This is a genomic window from Streptomyces neyagawaensis (assembly GCF_023516595.1).
GTDB lineage: Bacteria > Actinomycetota > Actinomycetes > Streptomycetales > Streptomycetaceae > Streptomyces > Streptomyces neyagawaensis.
Window position 1 is genome coordinate 44551 of record NZ_JAMGBG010000057.1, and the last position, 17893, is coordinate 62443.

A 17893-nucleotide genomic window follows, 5' to 3' on the forward strand; every position below is an offset into this window, starting at 1 on the left:
GACCAAGGAAACGCGCCGTCATACCCTTCGCCCGCCGACATGAGTTACTTCCCCTGACGCTCCTTTCCGGCCAACACCGGGACCGATCTCCCGCGCGCACCAATGGGCCCTCTTTTGAACGGGAGTTGACAGCAGTACCGTCCGGCGCATGCCGATATCCGCGCGACGCGCCCCCCACTCGACCTGGAGATCTCTCGCCACGGTCGCCACGTCCGCCGTCCTGATGGCCACCTTCGTCACCCCGGCGGTCGCCGACAGCGCGACGCCGCGGAAGAGCCGGCCCGTCTACGCCTACGACAAGGCCATCCGCGAGGCCGTTTGGGTGGACACCGGACTCGACGGCGACCGCGACGGGAACAACGACCGCGTCGCCGTCGACATCGTCCGCCCGAGTGAACCCGCCCAGCAGGGCCGGAAGATCCCCGTGATCATGGACGCCAGCCCCTACTACTCGTGCTGTGGACGCGGCAACGAGAGCCAGCGCAAGACGTACGACGCGAACGGCAACGTTGTCCAGATGCCGCTGTTCTACGACAACTACTTCGTGCCCCGCGGCTACGCCTTCGTCGCTGTCGACCTCGCCGGGACCAACCGCTCCGACGGCTGCGTGGACGTCGGCGGCCGCTCCGACATCCAGTCCGCCAAAGCGGTCGTCGACTGGCTCAACGGTCGCGGAAGGGCGTACACCACCCGCACGGGCTCCACGAAGGCCAAGGCCGGCTGGACCAACGGCAGAACCGGCATGATCGGCAAGAGCTACGACGGCACCATCGCCAACGGGGTCGCCGCGACCGGCGTCGAGGGCCTGGAGACCATCGTCCCGATCGGCGCCATCTCCTCCTGGTACGACTACTACTTCGCCAAGGGCGCCCCCCTCTACAGCTCCGGTCCGGACTGGCTGTCCGACGCCATCGAGAGCCCCGAGGCCCGCGCCAAGTGCGCCCACGTCCAGCAGGCGCTCGTGGACGGCGCACCGCGCACCGGTGACTGGACGCGGCTGTGGACCGAGCGCGACTACGTCAAGGACGTCCGCAAGATCGACGCCAGCGTCTTCGTCATCCACGGGCAGCAGGACCTCAACGTCCGCCCCAAGCACTTCGGTCAGTGGTGGGACGCCCTTGCGAAGCACGGCGTCGAGCGCAAGATCTGGCTCTCCCAGACCGGCCACGTCGACCCCTTCGACTTCCGCCGCGCCGCCTGGGTCGACACCCTGCACCGCTGGTTCGACCACGAACTCCTCGGCTACGACAACGGCATCGACGACGAGCCCATGGCCGACATCGAGCGCCACCCCGACCAGTGGGTGACGACGAAGACCTGGCCGCCGCGCGCGACGAAGACCACGACCCTCCGCCCCGGCAAGGGCGCCCGGGCCGGCGTCGGCACCCTCGGTCTGCGCAAGCGGTCCGGCACCGAGACCTTCACCGACAACCCCACCCTGAACGAGACCGACTGGGCGGCCCACATCGGCCGGTCAACCCCCGAGAAGGCGGGCTTCGTCACCGCCCCGCTCACCAGGGACCTGCGGCTGTCCGGCTCCACCAAGGTGACCGTCACCGCCACGCCCACCACCTCCACCGCCCACCTGTCGGCGATCCTCGTGGACCTCGGCCCGGACACCATCCGCGACTACTCCTCCACCGGCGAGGGCATCACCACCCTCACCGACCGCACCTGCTGGGGCCCGAGCACCCCCGGTGACAGCTCCTGCTACCTGAAGACCCGCGCGAAGAACGCCGCCGTGGACTACACGATCTTCAGCCGCGGCTGGGCCGACCTCGGCAACCACTCCTCCGGCACCGGCTCCCCGCTCACCCCCGGCACCGCGTACACCCTCACCCTCGATCTGCACGCGAGCGATCACGTCGTCCCGGCCGGCCACCGGCTCGCCCTCATCGTCGCGGGCACCGACGAGGGCCTCATCGACCCGCCGTCGACGACCCCCACCCTGACCCTCGACCTCAAGCGCACCTACGCCAAGGTGCCGCTGGTCGGCGGACCCACCGCCTTCAAGAAGGCGACCTCGGGCGCCACCTCCGCACCGAAGGGATCCACCTCCGCACCGGAGGGATCCCCGTCCGCACCGAAGGGCTCCGTCCTCGGCGGCGTCGGCGACCCGAGCGGGCCCGCCCGTCTCCCCGGTGACGGCGCATGAGGGCCCGGATCGCCGCGCTGCTCGCCACCGTGCTTGCCGCGCCCCTGCTGTCGGCCCCCGCGTACGCGGGGGACACCACGCCCCTGCCGCGCACCGGATTCGAGCAGTCCGGCGGAGCCCGGTGGACGAGCCAGCCGGAAGAGGAGGAGTTCCTCGCCGCGGTGGACCGGGCGAGCCACCGCGTGTCGGTCGCCCGCGTCGGCACCACGGCGCAGGACCGCCCGCTCCACCTCGTCCGGATCGGCACCCGACCCACCTCGCGGACGGTGCTCCTCGTGTGCAGCCAGCACGGCGACGAGCCCTCCGGCCGCGAGGCGTGCCTCACCACCGTCCGGGACCTCGCCCGGCCCGGGGACCGGCGGACCGAGCGATTGCTGAAAACCACCACCGTGCTGGTGGTGCCCACCGCCAATCCCGACGGCAGGGCCGCCGACACCCGCGGCAACAGCGACGGCGTCGACATCAACCGCGACCATCTGGCCCTGCGAACCGCGGAGGCCAGGACGCTCGCCGCGATCGTCCGCGATCGCAAACCGGATATTGTCTACGACCTGCACGAGTACGGCGCCACACCCCCGTACTACGACAAGGACCTGTTCGACCTCTGGCCGCGCAACCTCAACACGGACACGGCCGTCCACACCGAGGCGCGCACCCTGTCCCTGGAGCACGTACGGCCGGCGGCGCGGGCGGCGGGCCACTCGACGGGCACGTACGGCATCTGGACCGACCCGGTCACCGGCGAACCGATTCGGCAGGTCGCGGGCGACGGCCAGGAACGCATTCTGCGGAACATGTCCGGCGTCAAGCACTCCGTCGGCCTGCTCATCGAGAGCCGTGTCGAACCTCAGACGCCGGACACTCCCGAGCCGGTCAACAACCGTCGTCGCGTGGAGTCCCAACGCGCGGCCCTCCAGGGCCTGTTCGGGTTCACGGTGGAGCGGGGCCGCCAGGTCGACGCGGCGACCCGCGCGGCCCGTCTCGCCGGCCTCGGCGACACCGGGCCGGTCTATCTCGGCGGCGCCGACAACGACCCCGCCGAACCCGCCGAGGTGCTCCAGGACCCGCCCTGCGGCTACCGGCTCACCGCTGGGCAGTACGCGGAGGTCGGCGACGAGCTGGCCCTGCACGGCGTGCGCGCGCGTACCCGCGACGACGGTGTGCTCGTTCCGTTGCGCCAGCAACTGCGCGCGCTCGTTCCCCTGCTCCTGGACGAACGGGCGCCGTACCACCTGACGGTGGGAGAACCCGACACCGCCTGTTGAAGAAGAAGGGGTCGGGGTCACATGTGGGAGGGCTCGCTGGGCAGGAGTAGCTGAGTTCCAGCCACTCCCGGAAAGGTTCCACCTGTGACGCACGACCAGACCACCACCCACCACGGGGGAGGCCTGCTTCCCGGCTCGGAGGCAGGTCTCCCCGGCGGCGGGCGGCCCAGAACCGATCGCGTCGTGTTCGGCGTGACGGCAGCACTGACCTTGGCGTTCGTGCTCTGGGGCGCCCTCGCCACCGACTCGCTGGAGAGCGTCTCCGGCAAGATGCTGAGCGGCCTCATCCACAACGGCGGTTGGGCGTTCATGCTGGCCGCCTCCTGCTTCGTGATCTTCGCCCTGTGGCTCGCCGCCAGCCGCTACGGCCGTATCCACCTCGGCGTGGAGGGGGAGAAGCCCGAGTTCCGCACGGTGTCGTGGGTCGCCATGATGTTCAGCGCAGGCATGGGCATCGGCCTGATGTTCTACGGCGTCAGCGAGCCCCTCGCGCACTTCACCACGCCCCCGCCGGGCACCAACCCGGAGGTGGCCGGTGAGCGCATGGAGACGGCGATGGCGACCACGCTGTTCCACTGGACGCTCCACCCCTGGGCGATCTACGCGGTGGTCGGACTCGCCATCGCCTACAGCACGTTCCGCAAGCGCCGCCGCCAGACCATCAGCGCCGTCTTCACCCCGCTGATCGGCGAGAAGCACGCCAACGGCACCGGCGGCCGGATCATCGACATCCTCGCCATCGTGGCCACCATCTTCGGCTCGGCGGCCTCCCTCGGTCTCGGAGCGCTCCAGATCGGCTCCGGCGCGCGGGAGCTGGACTGGATGGACAAGGTGAGCACCGGGCTGCTCGTCGGCATCATCGCCGTGCTGACCCTCGCCTTCGTCGCCTCCGCGGTGTCCGGCGTGGAGAAGGGCATCCAATGGCTGTCCAACACCAACATGGTGCTGGCCCTGGCCCTGCTCCTCTTCGTCTTCGTGGCCGGCCCGACCATCCTCGTCCTCGACCTCCTGCCCACCTCGGTCTTCTCCTACCTCGGCGACCTGCCGCAGCTCGCCGGCCGCACCGAGGCGTCGGGCGGCAAGGGCGTGGCCGACTGGCTGAGCAGCTGGACCGTCTTCTACTGGGCGTGGTGGATCTCCTGGACGCCCTTCGTCGGCATGTTCATCGCGCGCATCAGCCGTGGCCGCACCATCCGCCAGTTCATCGGCGGTGTGATACTCGTGCCCAGCTCGGTCAGCCTCGTGTGGTTCGCGGTGTTCGGCGGCACGGCCATGAAGCTCCAGGACCAGGGCCGACTCGGCGACGAGTCCACCCCCGAGGGCCAATTGTTCGCCGTCCTCAACCAGTTCCCGGCGGCCACCGTCACAAGTCTGTTGGTGATGGTCCTGGTCGGCATCTTCTTCGTCTCCGGCGCCGACGCCGCCTCCATCGTCATGGGCACGCTCTCCCAGCGCGGCGCTCTCGAACCGGGCCGCTTCGTCGTCGTCTTCTGGGGCGTCCTCACCGGAGCCGTCGCCGCGATCATGCTGCTCGTCGGCAGCGGCCAGGGCGACGCCCTCACCGGCCTGCAGAACCTCACGATCCTGGCGGCCGCCCCGTTCGTCCTGGTCATGATCGGTATGTGTGTGGCGCTCATGCGCGACCTGCGCCGTGATTCGGTGATCGTGCGGGAGGAGATGGCCTCGGAGGCCGTCGAACTCGCCGTCATCGAGGGCCACAAGCGCTACGACGGCGAGTTCGAGATCAGGGTCGGCCCGGGGCAGGGAACGGAGATCGAGGGCGACCCCATCGGACACCGGAAGGAATGACCGCCACCGGGGAGCGCCGCACCGGCCCGGTGCCCGCTGCCTCCGGCCCGATGACCCTAGCCCCCCACCCGGCCCCCCGCCCGGCCCCGCCGTCACCCGGCGGCGAGTTCCGCGGCCTCCCGGGCGCATCCCCAGGCCACCGTCACGCCTGCCCCGCCGTGCCCGTAGTTGTGCACCAACAGCCGTCCGGCCGCCGCACGCTCACGCTCCAGCCGTACGGCGGGCCGGGCCGGCCGCAGCCCCACCCGGTGCTCGATCACCCGCGCCCCCGCGATCTCCGGCCGCACGGCCGCGCACCGCCGCACGATCGCCTCGGCGGTCACGGGATCGGGCGTCATGGACCACGCGTCCTCCTCCGCCGTCCCCCCGAGGATCAACCCGCCCGGCTGCGGAATGAAGTACGTGCTCGTCGCGTCGGAGTGGTCCACCGACGTCATCCAGGTGGTGACCCCCGGGTTCTCCACCACCACCAACTGCCCCCGCACCGGCCGCACCGAAGGGTCCGGCACCAGGTCGCGGGCGTCGAGCCCCGTGCAGTTGACGACCACCCGGGCGTCGACCGCCGAGAGGTCCGTGACCGCGCGCTCCTCGACCGTCCCGCCCGCCGCGACGAACCGCTCGCGCAGCCACCGCAGATGGACCGGCATGTCGATCACCGGCAGCCGCGCCCAGAGCCCGGTCCCCGCGTACTCCTGTGCCGTGGCGGCCCGCAGCCCCGCCACCCGCGAGGCCCACGCCCCGAGCGCGTCCAGTGTGGTCTCGCCGTGTACGCCCTCGACCATGCGTACGCCCGTCTCGTCCGGCCGCGCCGCCAACTCCTCGTACACCGCCAGCGATACGAGCGCCCACGCGCCGACGAGCGCCTCCGGCTCGATGCGGTACGGCCACCACAGCCCGCCCGCCACGGCGGACGTGGTCCGCTCCGCGGGCTCCCGTGCCCAGAGGCGTACCTGTCGGCCGCTCTCCGCGAGGACTACGGCCGTCGTCAGACCGATGACACCGCCACCGACCACGATCACATCGCTGTTCGATTCCTTGGTCACGAGGGGACGTTAACGGAATATGTCATGCCGTGCTCACAAGTCTGACTTTGTGGGGATACTCACACCATGTCTGCCGAGTACGCGACCTTCGGCCTGGCACCGGCGATCCGCGCCGGTGGCGTCCTCGCCGACGGTGCCTACCAAGCCCACCGGGACTTCGTGGACTTCATCGTCGACGGACGCCCGCTGCTGTTCCAGCTCTCCGACCTCGACGCCGTCTCCCCGCTCGCCTCCGACGTCCCGCCCTCGATCTTCACCGCCCAGGTGCGCAGCCTGCTCCTGGAGGCCGACGCGCCCCTGGCCGGCGGCCGGTACGTCATCTACGGCTGCCCCGAGTGCGCGGACCTCGCCTGCGGGGCCGTGACCGCGGTGATAGAGCGGGACGGCGACGACTACGTGTGGCGCGACTTCGCCTGGCAGACGGACGGGGAGGCCGACCTCGGACTGAACGGCTACACCGGCATCGGCCCCTTCCGGTTCCACGGCTCCGAGTACCGGAGCGCCCTGCAGTCGCTGCTGCGCGAGGACGCCGACGAAACGTCGCCGCGTCGACGGGTCCTCCTCATCGGTGCCCGGGTCGCCGTCCTCGCCAAACTCGCCGCCGCCCTGCGGGCCATCGGGATCGGCGCCGACATAGCGCACGACGCCGCCGGTGTGCCCGACGAGGAACTGCGCGGCTACGGCGCGGTCGTCTTCGGCCGGGCCGTCGGAGAACAGGGCCGGCAGGCGGTCCGGCGGGCCTTCGACCGGGCGGGGGTGGAGGTCGCGTACGTCGACGGGTTCGCCCCGATCATTCCGCTCCTCGTCGCGCAGATCGAGAACGCGCTCGACCGCAGCCCGGCCGAGCAGCGCCGGCTCACCCGGCTGATCGCGGCGGACGGGCAGGCCGGGATCGAGATCACCTCGACCTGCCGGGTGGAGCTCACCGCGTACCGCCTCGACCGGCTGTACCGGACGCACACGTACCGGTTCTTCGACGGGATCCTGCCGGCGGGGCAGCACCGGATCGGGCTGGACGCGAAGTCCGTGAAGGGGGAGTCGTTCATCGTGGCCCGGACCACGGGCACGGTGCTGGTGGAGCCGATGGGGCGGTGACCGGCGGTGAGGGTGCCGGTGGGGCGGTGACCGGGGGCGAGGGCGCCGATGGGGCAGTGACCGTACGCGAGGGTGCCTGTGGGACCCTGACCGGAGGTGAGGGGCGCCGTGGGGCGGTGACGGGCCGCGGTTGTCGGTCGGCCGCGGGTCGTTAGGATCGCACCCTGTGACCGCCACCCTCGTCGTCAAGAACCTCGCCGCCGGCCACGGCGACCGCTCGCTCTTCTCCGGACTCGACCTCGTGGTCGCCCCCGGCGATGTGATCGGGCTGGTCGGCGCCAACGGCGCGGGCAAGTCCACGCTGCTGCGGCTGCTCGCCGGGCTCCTCCCGCCGGAACAGGGGGAGCTGCGGCTGTCCCCGCCCACGGCCACCGTCGGGCACCTCCCGCAGGAGCCGGAGCGCCGCGAGGGCGAGACGGTCCGGGAGTTCCTCGCCCGCCGCACCGGCGTCGCGGAGGCCCAGCGTGTGATGGACGACGCCACCCAGGGGCTCGTGGACGGGGCGCCCGGCGCGGACGACGCGTACTCGGCCGCCCTGGAGCGCTGGCTCGACCTCGGCGGCGCCGACCTCGACGAACGGGCGGCGGAGGTCGTCGACTCCCTCGGCCTGGCCGTCGACCTGGACCAGCCGATGACCGGCCTCTCCGGCGGCCAGGCCGCCCGCGCCGGCCTCGCCTCCCTCCTCCTCTCCCGCTACGACGTCTTCCTCCTCGACGAACCCACCAACGACCTCGACCTCGACGGCCTGGAACGCCTCGAACGCTTCGTGAGCGGCCTGCGCGCCGGCACGGTCGTCGTCAGCCACGACCGCGAGTTCCTCACCCGCACCGTCACCAAGGTCCTCGAACTCGACCTGGCACAGCAGCAGATCAACCTCTACGGCGGCGGCTACGAGGCGTACCTGGAGGAGCGCGACACGGCCCGGCGGCACGCCCGCGAGGACTACGAGGAGTACGCCGACAAGAGGGCCGCGCTCCAGGACCGCGCCCAGATGCAGCGCTCCTGGATGGACAAGGGCGTCAAGAACGCCCGACGCAAGGCGGGCAACGACAACGACAAGATCGGCCGCAAGTTCCGCAGTGAGGCCAGCGAGAAGCAGGCCGCGAAGGCCCGGCAGACCCAGCGCATGATCGAGCGCCTCGACGTCGTCGAGGAGCCGCGCAAGGAGTGGGAGCTGCGTATGGAGATCGCGTCGGCCCCGCGCTCCGGCGCCGTCGTCGCGACCTTGCGCGACGCACAGGTGAAGCGGGGCGATTTCGCCTTCGGCCCGGTGTCCCTGCAGATCGACTGGGCCGACCGCGTCGCCATCACCGGCGCGAACGGCGCGGGCAAGTCCACGCTGCTCGGCGCCCTGCTGGGCCGGATCCCGCTGGACTCGGGCGACGCCTCCCTCGGCTCCGGTGTCCTCGTCGGCGAGGTCGACCAGGCCCGCGCGCTCTTCCACGGCCCCGAGTCCCTCCTCGACGCCTTCTGCGCGGCCGTGCCCGACACCGAGCCGGCCGAGGTCCGCACCCTCCTGGCCAAGTTCGGCCTGAAGTCCCACCACGTCCTGCGCCCCGCCGTGACCCTCTCACCCGGGGAACGCACCCGCGCCGCCCTCGCCCTCCTCCAGGGCCGGGGCGTGAACCTCCTGGTCCTGGACGAGCCGACCAACCACCTCGACCTGCCCGCCATCGAGCAGCTGGAGTCCGCCCTCGACGCCTACGAGGGCACGCTGCTCCTGGTCACCCACGACCGCCGCATGCTCGACGCGGTACGGGTGACCAGGCGCTTCGAGGTGACCTCGGGCAAGGTCACGGAGAACTGAGCCGCAGGCCCACGGCCTCACGGCACACCGGTGCCGGGCACCCCGCGAACGGGGCGCCCGGCACCGGACCGGTCGGTTCAGCGGCGCTTCGGGTCCAGCAGCCCCGCCTTGCGCAGCGCGTCCGCCATCGCGCTGTTCGACGGAGCCGGCGCGGCGCCGCCCTGCCGGGAGCCGCCCTGCCGGGCACCGCCACCGCCGCCACCGCCGCGGCCCTGCCGCTGCTGAGGGGCCCGGGCGCCCCGCTGCGGCCGCGCGCCGCCGCCGGACTGGCCCTGCGGCGCGGCCTCGTCGTCCAGCCGCAGCGTCAGCGAGATCCGCTTGCGCGGAATGTCGACGTCGAGGACCTTCACCTTGACGATGTCGCCGGGCTTGACGACGTCCCGCGGGTCCTTCACGAACGTCTTGGACATCGCGGACACGTGCACGAGCCCGTCCTGGTGCACCCCGACGTCGACGAAGGCACCGAAGGCCGCCACGTTCGTCACGACCCCCTCCAGCACCATCCCGGAGACCAGGTCGGAGATCTTCTCGACGCCCTCCTTGAAGGTGGCCGTCTTGAAGGCGGGCCGCGGGTCGCGCCCCGGCTTCTCCAGTTCCTTCAGGATGTCCGTCACGGTCGGCAGACCGAAGGTCTCGTCCACGAAGTCACCCGGCCTCAACGACCGCAGCACACCGGTGTTGCCGATCAGCGCCGCGACCTCGCTGCCCGCCGCCTTCACCATCCGCCGCACCACGGGGTACGCCTCCGGGTGCACGCTGGACGCGTCCAGCGGGTCGTCGCCGCCCCGGATCCGCAGGAAGCCCGCGCACTGCTCGTACGCCTTCGGGCCGAGCCGCGCGACACCCTTCAGCTGGGAACGGGACTGGAACGGACCGTTGGCGTCCCGGTGGGCCACGATGTTCTCGGCGAGGCCGGAGGAGATGCCGGACACCCGTGCGAGCAGCGGCGCGGAGGCCGTGTTCACGTCGACGCCGACGCCGTTCACACAGTCCTCGACGACCGCGTCCAGCGAGCGCGACAGCTTCACCTCGGACAGGTCGTGCTGGTACTGGCCGACGCCGATCGACTTCGGGTCGATCTTCACCAGCTCGGCGAGCGGGTCCTGAAGCCGCCGCGCGATCGAGACGGCACCGCGCAGGGAGACGTCCATCCCGGGCAGCTCCTGCGAGGCGAACGCCGACGCCGAGTACACCGACGCGCCCGCCTCGGACACCATCACCTTGGTGAGCTTCAGCTCCGGGTGCCGGGTGATCAGCTCACCGGCGAGCTTGTCGGTCTCGCGGGACGCCGTGCCGTTGCCGATGGCGACCAGCTCGACCGCGTGCTCCTTGGCGAGCCGGGCCAGCTTGGCGATGGCCTCGTCCCACTTGTTGGCCGGAACGTGCGGGTAGATGACGTCGGTCGCGACCACCTTGCCCGTCGCGTCGACCACGGCGACCTTCACGCCCGTACGGAAACCGGGGTCGAGGCCGAGCGTCGCGCGGGTGCCGGCGGGGGCGGCGAGCAGCAGGTCGCGCAGGTTCGCCGCGAAGACGTTCACCGCCTCGTCCTCGGCGGCCGTGCGCAGCCGCAGCCGCAGGTCGATGCCGAGGTGCACGAGGACGCGGGTCCGCCAGGCCCACCGGACGGTGTCCGTGAGCCACTTGTCGGCGGGACGCCCACGATCGGCGATCCCGAACTTGTGCGCGATGATCCCCTCGTACGACGACGGGCCGTCCGTGGGCTCCTCCGGCTCCAGGACCAGGTCGAGGACGTCCTCCTTCTCGCCCCGCAGCATCGCGAGGATGCGGTGGGAGGGCAGCTCGGTGAACGGCTCCGCGAAGTCGAAGTAGTCGGCGAACTTGGCGCCCGCCTCCTCCTTGCCGTCCTTCACCTTGGCCGCCAGTCGGCCCCGCACCCACATGCGCTCGCGCAGCTCGCCGATCAGGTCGGCGTCCTCCGAGAACCGCTCGGTGAGGATGGCCCGCGCGCCGTCCAGCGCGGCCTGCGGGTCGGCGACGCCCTTGTCGGCGTCGACGAACGCCGCCGCGGCGGCCGCCGGCTCCACGGTCGGGTCGGCCAGCAGGCCCTCGGCGAGCGGTTCGAGCCCCGCCTCGCGGGCGATCTGCGCCTTGGTGCGCCGCTTCGGCTTGAACGGCAGGTAGATGTCCTCCAGCCGTGCCTTGGTCTCGGCGCCGCGGATCTGCGCCTCCACCTCGGGTGTCAGCTTGCCCTGCTCACGCACCGAGTCGAGGATCGCCGCACGGCGGTCCTCCAGCTCGCGCAGATACCGCAGCCGCTCCTCGATCGTGCGCAGCTGCGCGTCGTCGAGCATCTCGGTCGCTTCCTTGCGGTAGCGGGCGATGAAGGGAACGGTCGAACCGCCGTCGAGCAGTTCCACCGCGGCCTTCACCTGCCGCTCCCGTACGCCGAGTTCCTCGGCGATCCTGCCTTCGATGGACCCTACTTCGATGGATCCGGGTGTCGTCACGATCCCGTACCGCCTTCTCCACTGAGGTTGCGCGGCAATTGTGGCAGGTGACGCCGACAACGGGGGATCAGGGCGGCGCGTGCCGGACACCGGACCGGACGGACCGGGAAACGGGACCCGCGCGGAACCGGAGCAGAGTCCGGACTCCGGCGAGCGGGACCCGGACACACCGGGAGCCGGACGCGGGGTCGCGTCCGGCTCCCTCGGTCGGTGGCGCGGCCGGGGTCAGGCCCGGCGGGCGCGTCCGGTGCGGCGCGTGGAGCTGGAGGCGCCGCCGAACAGCCGGGCCACGGCCCGGAACGGCAGGGTCACCACCGTGGCGATGGCCCCTCCGATCTGCCGCAACACATCTGCGATCGCACGGAACACGTACTTCCCCTTTCCTCTCCCGGCCGACCGGGCCGGGAAAGCACGGGTACCGCGTCCCGCTTCGTTCATGCGTGAACAGCGCAGGCCGGAGAGCCGGACCACAGGCGTGCCGCCGACCTGTCCGTGTGCCGCCGCCCCGGCCAGGTCACTTCTTGCCGATCATCCCCTCCGGGAACGCCCCCGCCCCGAGCATCGCCGGCACGATGGCGCCCATCAGCTCGGTGAGGCGTTCCACACCGGCCGCCCCCAGATGCTCGTACGGGGCCCGGTCGAGGCGGTCCGTCGCCGTCTCGATCTCCTCGCGCAGCGTGATGCCCGCCGCGGTCAACTCGCCCTCGCCGTCGACCAGTCCGCGCTCCTGGAGCCGCCCGCGGGCCGCCTCCCAGTCGGCCCGCGTCCAGCCGCGGGTGCCGAGCATCCACTTCGGGGACATGCCCTTGCCCGTGGCGGTGTGGCTGACCAGCGCCTCGACCGGGTCGAGCCCGGCACCGAGGAGGACCGTGAGGTGTCCGTCGCCCCGGTGCTCCCGCAGCAGGGTGGCCGCATGCCACAGCGCCAGGTGCGGGCGCTCGGGCACCGGCAGGTCGGCGTGCGCGGCGTACAGGGGGCGCGCCGTCCGGACGCACGCCTCGGTGGCGCGCAGGGCCAGCTCGGCCGCCTCGGCGACCTCCTTGGATTCGATCAGCTCCTCGCCGAGCAGCCGCCGCAGCGTGGCGTCGACGACCCGCTCGCGGGCCGCCAGCACCACCGCGGGCGAGGCCGTCTCCCACACGGCGGGCACATGCCGCGCCACGAGTTCGTGACGGAAGTTGAAGAACGTCGCGGTGACCACGCCTGGTCCGACCGCGCCCATGGCGGCGGCCCGCACCGCGAAGTACGCCGCGCTCGGGTGCTCGACCCCCACCGCGCCCAGCTCCCGCCCGAGGTCCGGGGAGAAGTAGTGCGCGGAGTGGAACGGATTGAGCAGGTTGTGGCAGCGCCGCTCGGCGCGCTCCGGCAGGGAGGAAGGCGTCATGCCCGGCAGGTTACCGACTGGTCGGTTCGGCGGGTCGGGGAGGCCCCACGTGCCCTTGCTCACTTCCGCGTCGGCCGCTCACCCGCGCGCCGCCCGGCCCGCGGCCGATGGCAGGAAAGGTGGGGTACTCGTCATTGCGGCCCTCTCTCGGGCCGCCAAGAATCGAGACATGCGCACAGTCCTGGTCGTCCTCTTCGACGGCGTGCAGAGCCTCGACGTCACCGGCCCCCTGGAGGTCTTCCAGGGCGGTGAGTTGCACGTCCCGGGCTCGTACCGCATCCGCACGGCCTCCCTGGAGGGCGCCCCGGTGCGCACCTCCAGCGGCCTCACCGTCGTCCCCGACCAGGCGCTGACGGCGTCGGCCACCCCGCACACCCTGCTCGTCCCCGGCGGCCAGGGCACCCGGAACCCGGCCCCCGACGTCGTCGCCTGGCTGCGGGAGCACGGCCCGCGCGCGGAGCGCCTGGTGTCGGTCTGCACCGGGGCGATCCTGCTCGCCGAGGCGGGCCTCCTGGACGGCCGCCGGGCGACGACCCACTGGGCGTACTGCGACAAGCTGGCCCGCGACCACCCGTCGGTGGAGGTCGACCCGGACCCCATCTACGTCCGCGACGGCCAGGTCGCCACCTCCGCCGGGGTCACCGCGGGCATCGACCTGGCGTTGGCCCTCGTCGAGGAGGACCTCGGCCGCGAGGTCGCCCTCGGCATAGCCCGCCACCTGGTCGTCTTTCTGCGCCGCCCCGGCAACCAGGCCCAGTTCAGCGCCCAGCTCGCCGCGCAGACCGCGCGCCGGGAGCCGCTACGGGAGGTCCAGCAGTGGATCACCGAGCACCCCGGCGGTGATCTGAGCGTGGAGACGCTGGCGGCGCGGGCCCGCCTCTCGCCCCGGCACTTCGCCCGCGCCTTCCAGGCCGAGACCGGGACGACCCCGGGCCGCTACGTCGACCGGGTCCGCCTCGAACACGCCCGCCGACTGCTGGAGGACACCTCCGACGGCGTCGAGGAGATCTCGCGCGTCTGCGGCTACGGCACCCCCGAGGCCATGCGCCGGGCCTTCGTCAAGGCCCTCGGCACGGCCCCCGCGGAGTACCGCCGCCGCTTCCGGCCGGCTTCCGCCCCCACCCCCTGAAGGGAACCCCATGCAGATCGCGATCGTCCTCTTCGACCGCTTCACCGCCCTCGACGCCGTCGGCCCCTACGAGACCCTCGGCCGTCTCCCCGAGGCCGAACTGGTCTTCGTCGCCGAGGAGACCGGCCCCGTCCGTAGCGACACCGGCGCGCTCGCCCTCACGGCGGACAGGACGCTCGCCGAGGTCCCGTCCCCGGACGTCGTCGTGGTGCCGGGCGGACCCGGCCAGTTCGCGCAGATGGAGAACGAGACCCTCTTCGCGTGGCTGCGCGCGGCCGACCGTACGAGCACGTGGACGACCTCCGTCTGCACCGGCTCCCTGATCCTGGCCGGCGCCGGCCTCCTCGAAGGCCGCCGGGCCACCTCCCACTGGCTGGCGCTGGACTTCCTCAAGCAGTACGGCGCCGACCCGACGGGGGAACGGGTCGTGTTCGACGGCAAGTACGTCACCGCGGCCGGGGTCTCCTCCGGCATCGACATGGGCCTCAGCCTGATCGGCCGGATCGCCGGCGACGAGCACGCCCAGGCCGTCCAGCTGATGACCGAGTACGACCCGCAGCCGCCGTACGACGCGGGCGCCCCGCACAAGGCACCTGCCCACCTCGTGGAGGAGTTCCGCACCAACAGCCGCTTCGCCCTGATGTGAGCCCCGGGCCGCCCCGGTCCCTCACACCGTCCAGGTGAACCGGGGCGCCCTGCGCTCCAGGAACGCGGCGACGCCCTCCGCGGCGTCGCCGCTGCCGCGCGCCTGCTCGGCCCAGTGGGCGTCCCGGTCCGTCCGCCCGTCGGCGAACTCCTTGGCCGCCGCCTGGGTCAGCCGGGAGCGCGAGACCAGCACCCGGGTGAACTCCGCGACCCGCTCGTCCAGCCCGCCCCCGGGCAGCACCTCGTCCACCAGCCCCGTCCGCAGCGCCCGCTCGCTGTCGATCAACTCGCCGGAGAACAGCAGGTACTTGGCGGTGCCGGGACCGACCAGCGCCACCAACCGCCGGGTGGAGGACGACGGATAGACGAGCCCCAGCTTCGCCGGAGTGATCCCGAACAGCGACCCCTCCTCCGCGAACCGCAGATCACAGGCGGCCGCGAGCTGCGAACCGCCGCCCACGCAGTGCCCCCGGATGGCCGCGAGCGTCGGCTTGGGGAAGGCCGCGAGCGCCTCCTCGGCCCGCAGCGCCAGGCCCTGGGCCTCGCCCGGCGACTGCCGTAGCGTGGAGATGTCGGCCCCCGCACAGAACGTCCCGCCCTCCCCGGTCAGCACCAGCGCCCGTACGGAGGGGTCGGTGGCCAGCCGGTCGAGCAGCGGCGGCAGCGACCGCCACATCCCGGCCGTCATGGCGTTGCGCTTGGCCGGGTGGTGGATCACGACCGTCGCGACCCCGTCGGCGGTGGAATGCAGCAGTTGAGGGTCCATGCACCGGATGCTAGCCACCCCCCGCACCCATACGATCAAGAAGGGGCCCGAACGTGAGGGAGGCCCCGCATGCTCGGATCCAAACACGCCAAGGACACGCACACCCCGCGCGGCACGAACCCCGCGACCGGCAGGCGCACCACCAGGGACGCGCAGGCGGACACCGCCAAACTGGGACGGGACTTCGGCTGGATCGCCGCGCTCGGCGTGATCCTGGTGATCACGGGCGTCGTCGGGCTGTGCTACGTCGGCCTCGCCACCCTGACCACCATGATCCTCTTCGGCTGGCTGCTGCTGATCGGCGGCGTGATCGGCCTGCTGCACGCGGTGCAGGCCCGCGGCACGCACTTCTTCTGGCTCGGTGTCGTGGTCGCCGCGCTGAACATCGCCGCCGGTGTGGTCGTTCTGAAGACCCCGGAGGCGGGGGCCGAGGCGCTCACCATGTTCGCCGCGCTGCTGTTCCTCACCGGCGGGTTGTTCCGGCTGGTCGGCGGCCTCGTCGTCCGCGGCCCCCAGTTCGGCTGGACCCTGGTGCAGGGAGCCTTCGACCTGCTCCTCGGCATCCTGGTGCTCGCCACCTGGCCGAGCAGCAGCAAGTACGTCATCGGCACCTTCTTCTCGCTCGCCCTGCTCTTCGACGGCCTCGGGCTGATCGCCACCGGGTTCGGCGGGCGGCGCATCGTGGGCCTGGTCTCGGAGAAACTCACGGAGAGTCACCGGCCGTCGGGCGGCAAGAGCGGACACGGCGCCGAACCCGTACAACCCGAATAGTTCCGAAAGTGACACACGCCCGGCAGAATCGTTCATTCTGTTGGTCGGCCCGAACGCGATCGGTCGGGAAAGCGTCGATACGCGCTGACTTGTGTTCAGTCATTCGTGGAGGGCGTCGCGTCACCAACACTTAACGTGTGGTGACAATCGAGCGCAAGGGCGGCGACCGGACCATGGACGACCGAGGGCGCGGGGGCGACCCACGCCCTGGAGGCGGCGGGCACGCTCCCGACGACCACAGGCCGCCGGGACCGCTGCCGTACGAAGGGGTCTGGCGGTTCACCGCGGCCGCCGTCGACGCCTCGGTGCCGCAGGCGCGGCGCGCCGTCCGAGACCTGCTGGCCCGTCAGGGCGTGCCGATCTCGGACGACCTCGTCCACGGCTTACTGGTGATCGTCTCCGAGCTGGTGACCAACGCCGTCAAGCACGCGGCGGTGCTCTCGCCCACGCTCGCCGTCGAAGTCGGGGTCGGAGCGGAGTGGGTGCGGGTCGCGGTGGAGGACAACCACCCCTACCGCCCCACCGCCCTGGAGACCGACCACGGCCGGCTGGGCGGCCGCGGGCTGCTGCTGGTGCGGGAGATCACCAGGGAGGCCGGCGGGGTCTGCGACGTCGAGCACACCGCGAGCGGCGGCAAGGTGATCTGGGCCGCCCTGCCGCTCAAACCCTCGCACCTGCTCTAGGGCCTGTCGTTTGGATCACGCCTGGGCCGCGGGGCTTGGCACGCACATCTGCGGCGTTGCCGTCGGTCCCCAACTCCCCCACGCTCGAACAACCTCGCGCGGGGGGACCCCCATCGCGTCGACTCCCTCCTCCGCAGCTGCACGCACCAAGCCCCGCTCACCGGCAGCCATCAAGCTGCCGTAGCCCGAAGCCGGCATGGTCCCAACGACAGACCTGGCGGGCGGGGTCACCAGCCCGCGGAGTCGCCCGTCAGCTCCCTGACCGCGGGGCGGGCCGCGTCCAGCACCGTCATGAACCAGGCCGAGAAGGTGTCCTTGGCGTGCCGCTCGGCGAGTTCCTGCGGGGTCACGAAGGCCGTGGCCCCGACCTCCTCCGGGTCCGGCCGCAGCGGGGACCGCACCAACCCCACGAAGAGATGGTTGAACTCCTGCTCCACCAGACCCGAGTCCGGGTCGGGGTGGTTGTAGCGGACCGTTCCCGCCTCGCCGAGCAGCGCCGGGGACACCCCGAGCTCCTCGTACGTACGCCGCGCGGCCGCCGCGAACGGGGACTCGCCGGGGTAGGGGTGACCGCAGCAGGTGTTCGACCAGACTCCGGGGGAGTGGTACTTGCCGAGGGCGCGCTGCTGGAGCAGCAGCCGGCCCCGCTCGTCGAAGAGGAACACCGAGAACGCCCGGTGCAACTGCCCGGGAGGCTGGTGTGCGGAGAGCTTCTCCGCCGTGCCGATCGTCGTGCCCTCCTCGTCGACCAGCTCCAGCAGGATCGCTTCCGTGGTGCTGTCCGGTGCGTCGTGCATCGCGGTGGCAGGTGTGATCGGCATGCCCATCCTTCGCTTCGTTCCTCGAGCCCCAAGTCTGCCGTAGGGAACC

The 17893-nt window shown here is 72.0% G+C and carries 15 protein-coding genes; 9 read left to right on the forward strand and 6 right to left on the reverse strand.

Features of this window, described 5'->3' with window-relative positions; genetic code table 11:
- The first annotated feature begins 148 nt into the window (after positions 1 to 148).
- From M8J73_RS24640 to M8J73_RS24650, 3 genes are all read left to right on the forward strand, one after another.
- On the forward strand, positions 149 to 2155 hold the full coding sequence (locus M8J73_RS24640; RefSeq protein ID WP_055538743.1) for a Xaa-Pro dipeptidyl-peptidase: 2007 nt from the start codon (positions 149 to 151) through the stop codon (positions 2153 to 2155).
- The gene (locus tag M8J73_RS24645) at positions 2152 to 3420 is read left to right on the forward strand and encodes a M14 family metallopeptidase (protein ID WP_055538744.1); all 1269 of its coding nucleotides are present in this window, start codon (positions 2152 to 2154) and stop codon (positions 3418 to 3420) included. Before M8J73_RS24640 ends, M8J73_RS24645 begins: the two co-directional genes overlap by 4 nt.
- A gap of 123 nt (positions 3421 to 3543) precedes the next feature.
- Positions 3544 to 5229 carry a BCCT family transporter gene (locus M8J73_RS24650; RefSeq protein WP_240501267.1) on the forward strand — a complete coding sequence of 562 codons (1686 nt, stop codon included), beginning with the start codon at positions 3544 to 3546 and terminating at the stop codon, positions 5227 to 5229.
- Between the two features lie 92 nt (positions 5230 to 5321).
- On the opposite strand, the gene M8J73_RS24655 is transcribed toward M8J73_RS24650, so the two are convergent.
- On the reverse strand, positions 5322 to 6272 hold the full coding sequence (locus M8J73_RS24655) for an FAD-dependent oxidoreductase (protein ID WP_249829065.1): 951 nt from the start codon (positions 6270 to 6272) through the stop codon (positions 5322 to 5324).
- Positions 6273 to 6338: 66 nt separating this feature from the next.
- Here M8J73_RS24655 and M8J73_RS24660 point away from each other — a divergent pair, with 66 nt between their 5' ends.
- A complete protein-coding gene (locus tag M8J73_RS24660) occupies positions 6339 to 7367 on the forward strand; it encodes a hypothetical protein (RefSeq protein ID WP_055537850.1) in 1029 nt (342 codons plus the stop codon).
- Positions 7368 to 7533: 166 nt separating this feature from the next.
- Positions 7534 to 9174 (forward strand): ABC-F family ATP-binding cassette domain-containing protein, encoded by a 1641-nt coding sequence (locus M8J73_RS24665; protein ID WP_055537849.1) that lies wholly within the window; start codon positions 7534 to 7536, stop codon positions 9172 to 9174.
- Between the two features lie 77 nt (positions 9175 to 9251).
- On the opposite strand, the gene M8J73_RS24670 is transcribed toward M8J73_RS24665, so the two are convergent.
- From M8J73_RS24670 to M8J73_RS24680, 3 genes are all read right to left on the reverse strand, one after another.
- A complete protein-coding gene (locus M8J73_RS24670) occupies positions 9252 to 11645 on the reverse strand; it encodes a Tex family protein (protein WP_055537848.1) in 2394 nt (797 codons plus the stop codon).
- A gap of 225 nt (positions 11646 to 11870) precedes the next feature.
- The gene (locus M8J73_RS24675; RefSeq protein WP_169797823.1) at positions 11871 to 12014 is read right to left on the reverse strand and encodes an LPFR motif small protein; all 144 of its coding nucleotides are present in this window, start codon (positions 12012 to 12014) and stop codon (positions 11871 to 11873) included.
- Between the two features lie 145 nt (positions 12015 to 12159).
- Complete coding sequence (locus M8J73_RS24680; protein ID WP_055537847.1) at positions 12160 to 13029, reverse strand: SCO6745 family protein; 870 nt, start codon at positions 13027 to 13029, stop codon at positions 12160 to 12162.
- A gap of 169 nt (positions 13030 to 13198) precedes the next feature.
- On the opposite strand from M8J73_RS24680, the gene M8J73_RS24685 reads away from it, so the two are divergent.
- Positions 13199 to 14158 carry a GlxA family transcriptional regulator gene (locus M8J73_RS24685; RefSeq protein ID WP_055537846.1) on the forward strand — a complete coding sequence of 320 codons (960 nt, stop codon included), beginning with the start codon at positions 13199 to 13201 and terminating at the stop codon, positions 14156 to 14158.
- A gap of 10 nt (positions 14159 to 14168) precedes the next feature.
- Positions 14169 to 14804, forward strand: a complete 636-nt coding sequence (locus M8J73_RS24690; RefSeq protein WP_055537845.1) for a DJ-1/PfpI family protein — start codon at positions 14169 to 14171, stop codon at positions 14802 to 14804.
- A 21-nt stretch (positions 14805 to 14825) separates the two neighbouring features.
- Here M8J73_RS24690 and M8J73_RS24695 read toward each other — a convergent pair whose 3' ends face one another.
- Positions 14826 to 15569 carry an enoyl-CoA hydratase/isomerase family protein gene (locus tag M8J73_RS24695; RefSeq protein ID WP_055537844.1) on the reverse strand — a complete coding sequence of 248 codons (744 nt, stop codon included), beginning with the start codon at positions 15567 to 15569 and terminating at the stop codon, positions 14826 to 14828.
- A 69-nt stretch (positions 15570 to 15638) separates the two neighbouring features.
- Here M8J73_RS24695 and M8J73_RS24700 point away from each other — a divergent pair, with 69 nt between their 5' ends.
- Positions 15639 to 16340 carry an HdeD family acid-resistance protein gene (locus M8J73_RS24700; RefSeq protein WP_055537843.1) on the forward strand — a complete coding sequence of 234 codons (702 nt, stop codon included), beginning with the start codon at positions 15639 to 15641 and terminating at the stop codon, positions 16338 to 16340.
- Between the two features lie 173 nt (positions 16341 to 16513).
- Positions 16514 to 17023 carry an ATP-binding protein gene (locus M8J73_RS24705; protein ID WP_055537853.1) on the forward strand — a complete coding sequence of 170 codons (510 nt, stop codon included), beginning with the start codon at positions 16514 to 16516 and terminating at the stop codon, positions 17021 to 17023.
- A 227-nt stretch (positions 17024 to 17250) separates the two neighbouring features.
- On the opposite strand, the gene idi is transcribed toward M8J73_RS24705, so the two are convergent.
- A complete protein-coding gene (idi, locus tag M8J73_RS24710) occupies positions 17251 to 17844 on the reverse strand; it encodes an isopentenyl-diphosphate Delta-isomerase (RefSeq protein ID WP_055537852.1) in 594 nt (197 codons plus the stop codon).
- Positions 17845 to 17893 lie beyond the last annotated feature (49 nt).

Excerpts from the sequence above, each read along its gene's own strand:
- M8J73_RS24640 (WP_055538743.1), top strand. The coding sequence starts at position 149 with ATGCCGATATCCGCGCGACGCGCCCCCCACTCGACCTGGAGATCTCTC.
- M8J73_RS24645 (WP_055538744.1), top strand. The coding sequence starts at position 2,152 with ATGAGGGCCCGGATCGCCGCGCTGCTCGCCACCGTGCTTGCCGCGCCC.
- M8J73_RS24660 (WP_055537850.1), top strand. The coding sequence starts at position 6,339 with ATGTCTGCCGAGTACGCGACCTTCGGCCTGGCACCGGCGATCCGCGCC.
- M8J73_RS24680 (WP_055537847.1), bottom strand. The coding sequence starts at position 13,029 with ATGACGCCTTCCTCCCTGCCGGAGCGCGCCGAGCGGCGCTGCCACAAC.
- M8J73_RS24685 (WP_055537846.1), top strand. The coding sequence starts at position 13,199 with ATGCGCACAGTCCTGGTCGTCCTCTTCGACGGCGTGCAGAGCCTCGAC.
- M8J73_RS24690 (WP_055537845.1), top strand. The coding sequence starts at position 14,169 with ATGCAGATCGCGATCGTCCTCTTCGACCGCTTCACCGCCCTCGACGCC.
- M8J73_RS24695 (WP_055537844.1), bottom strand. The coding sequence starts at position 15,569 with ATGGACCCTCAACTGCTGCATTCCACCGCCGACGGGGTCGCGACGGTC.
- M8J73_RS24700 (WP_055537843.1), top strand. The coding sequence starts at position 15,639 with ATGCTCGGATCCAAACACGCCAAGGACACGCACACCCCGCGCGGCACG.
- M8J73_RS24705 (WP_055537853.1), top strand. The coding sequence starts at position 16,514 with ATGGACGACCGAGGGCGCGGGGGCGACCCACGCCCTGGAGGCGGCGGG.
- idi (WP_055537852.1), bottom strand. The coding sequence starts at position 17,844 with ATGCCGATCACACCTGCCACCGCGATGCACGACGCACCGGACAGCACC.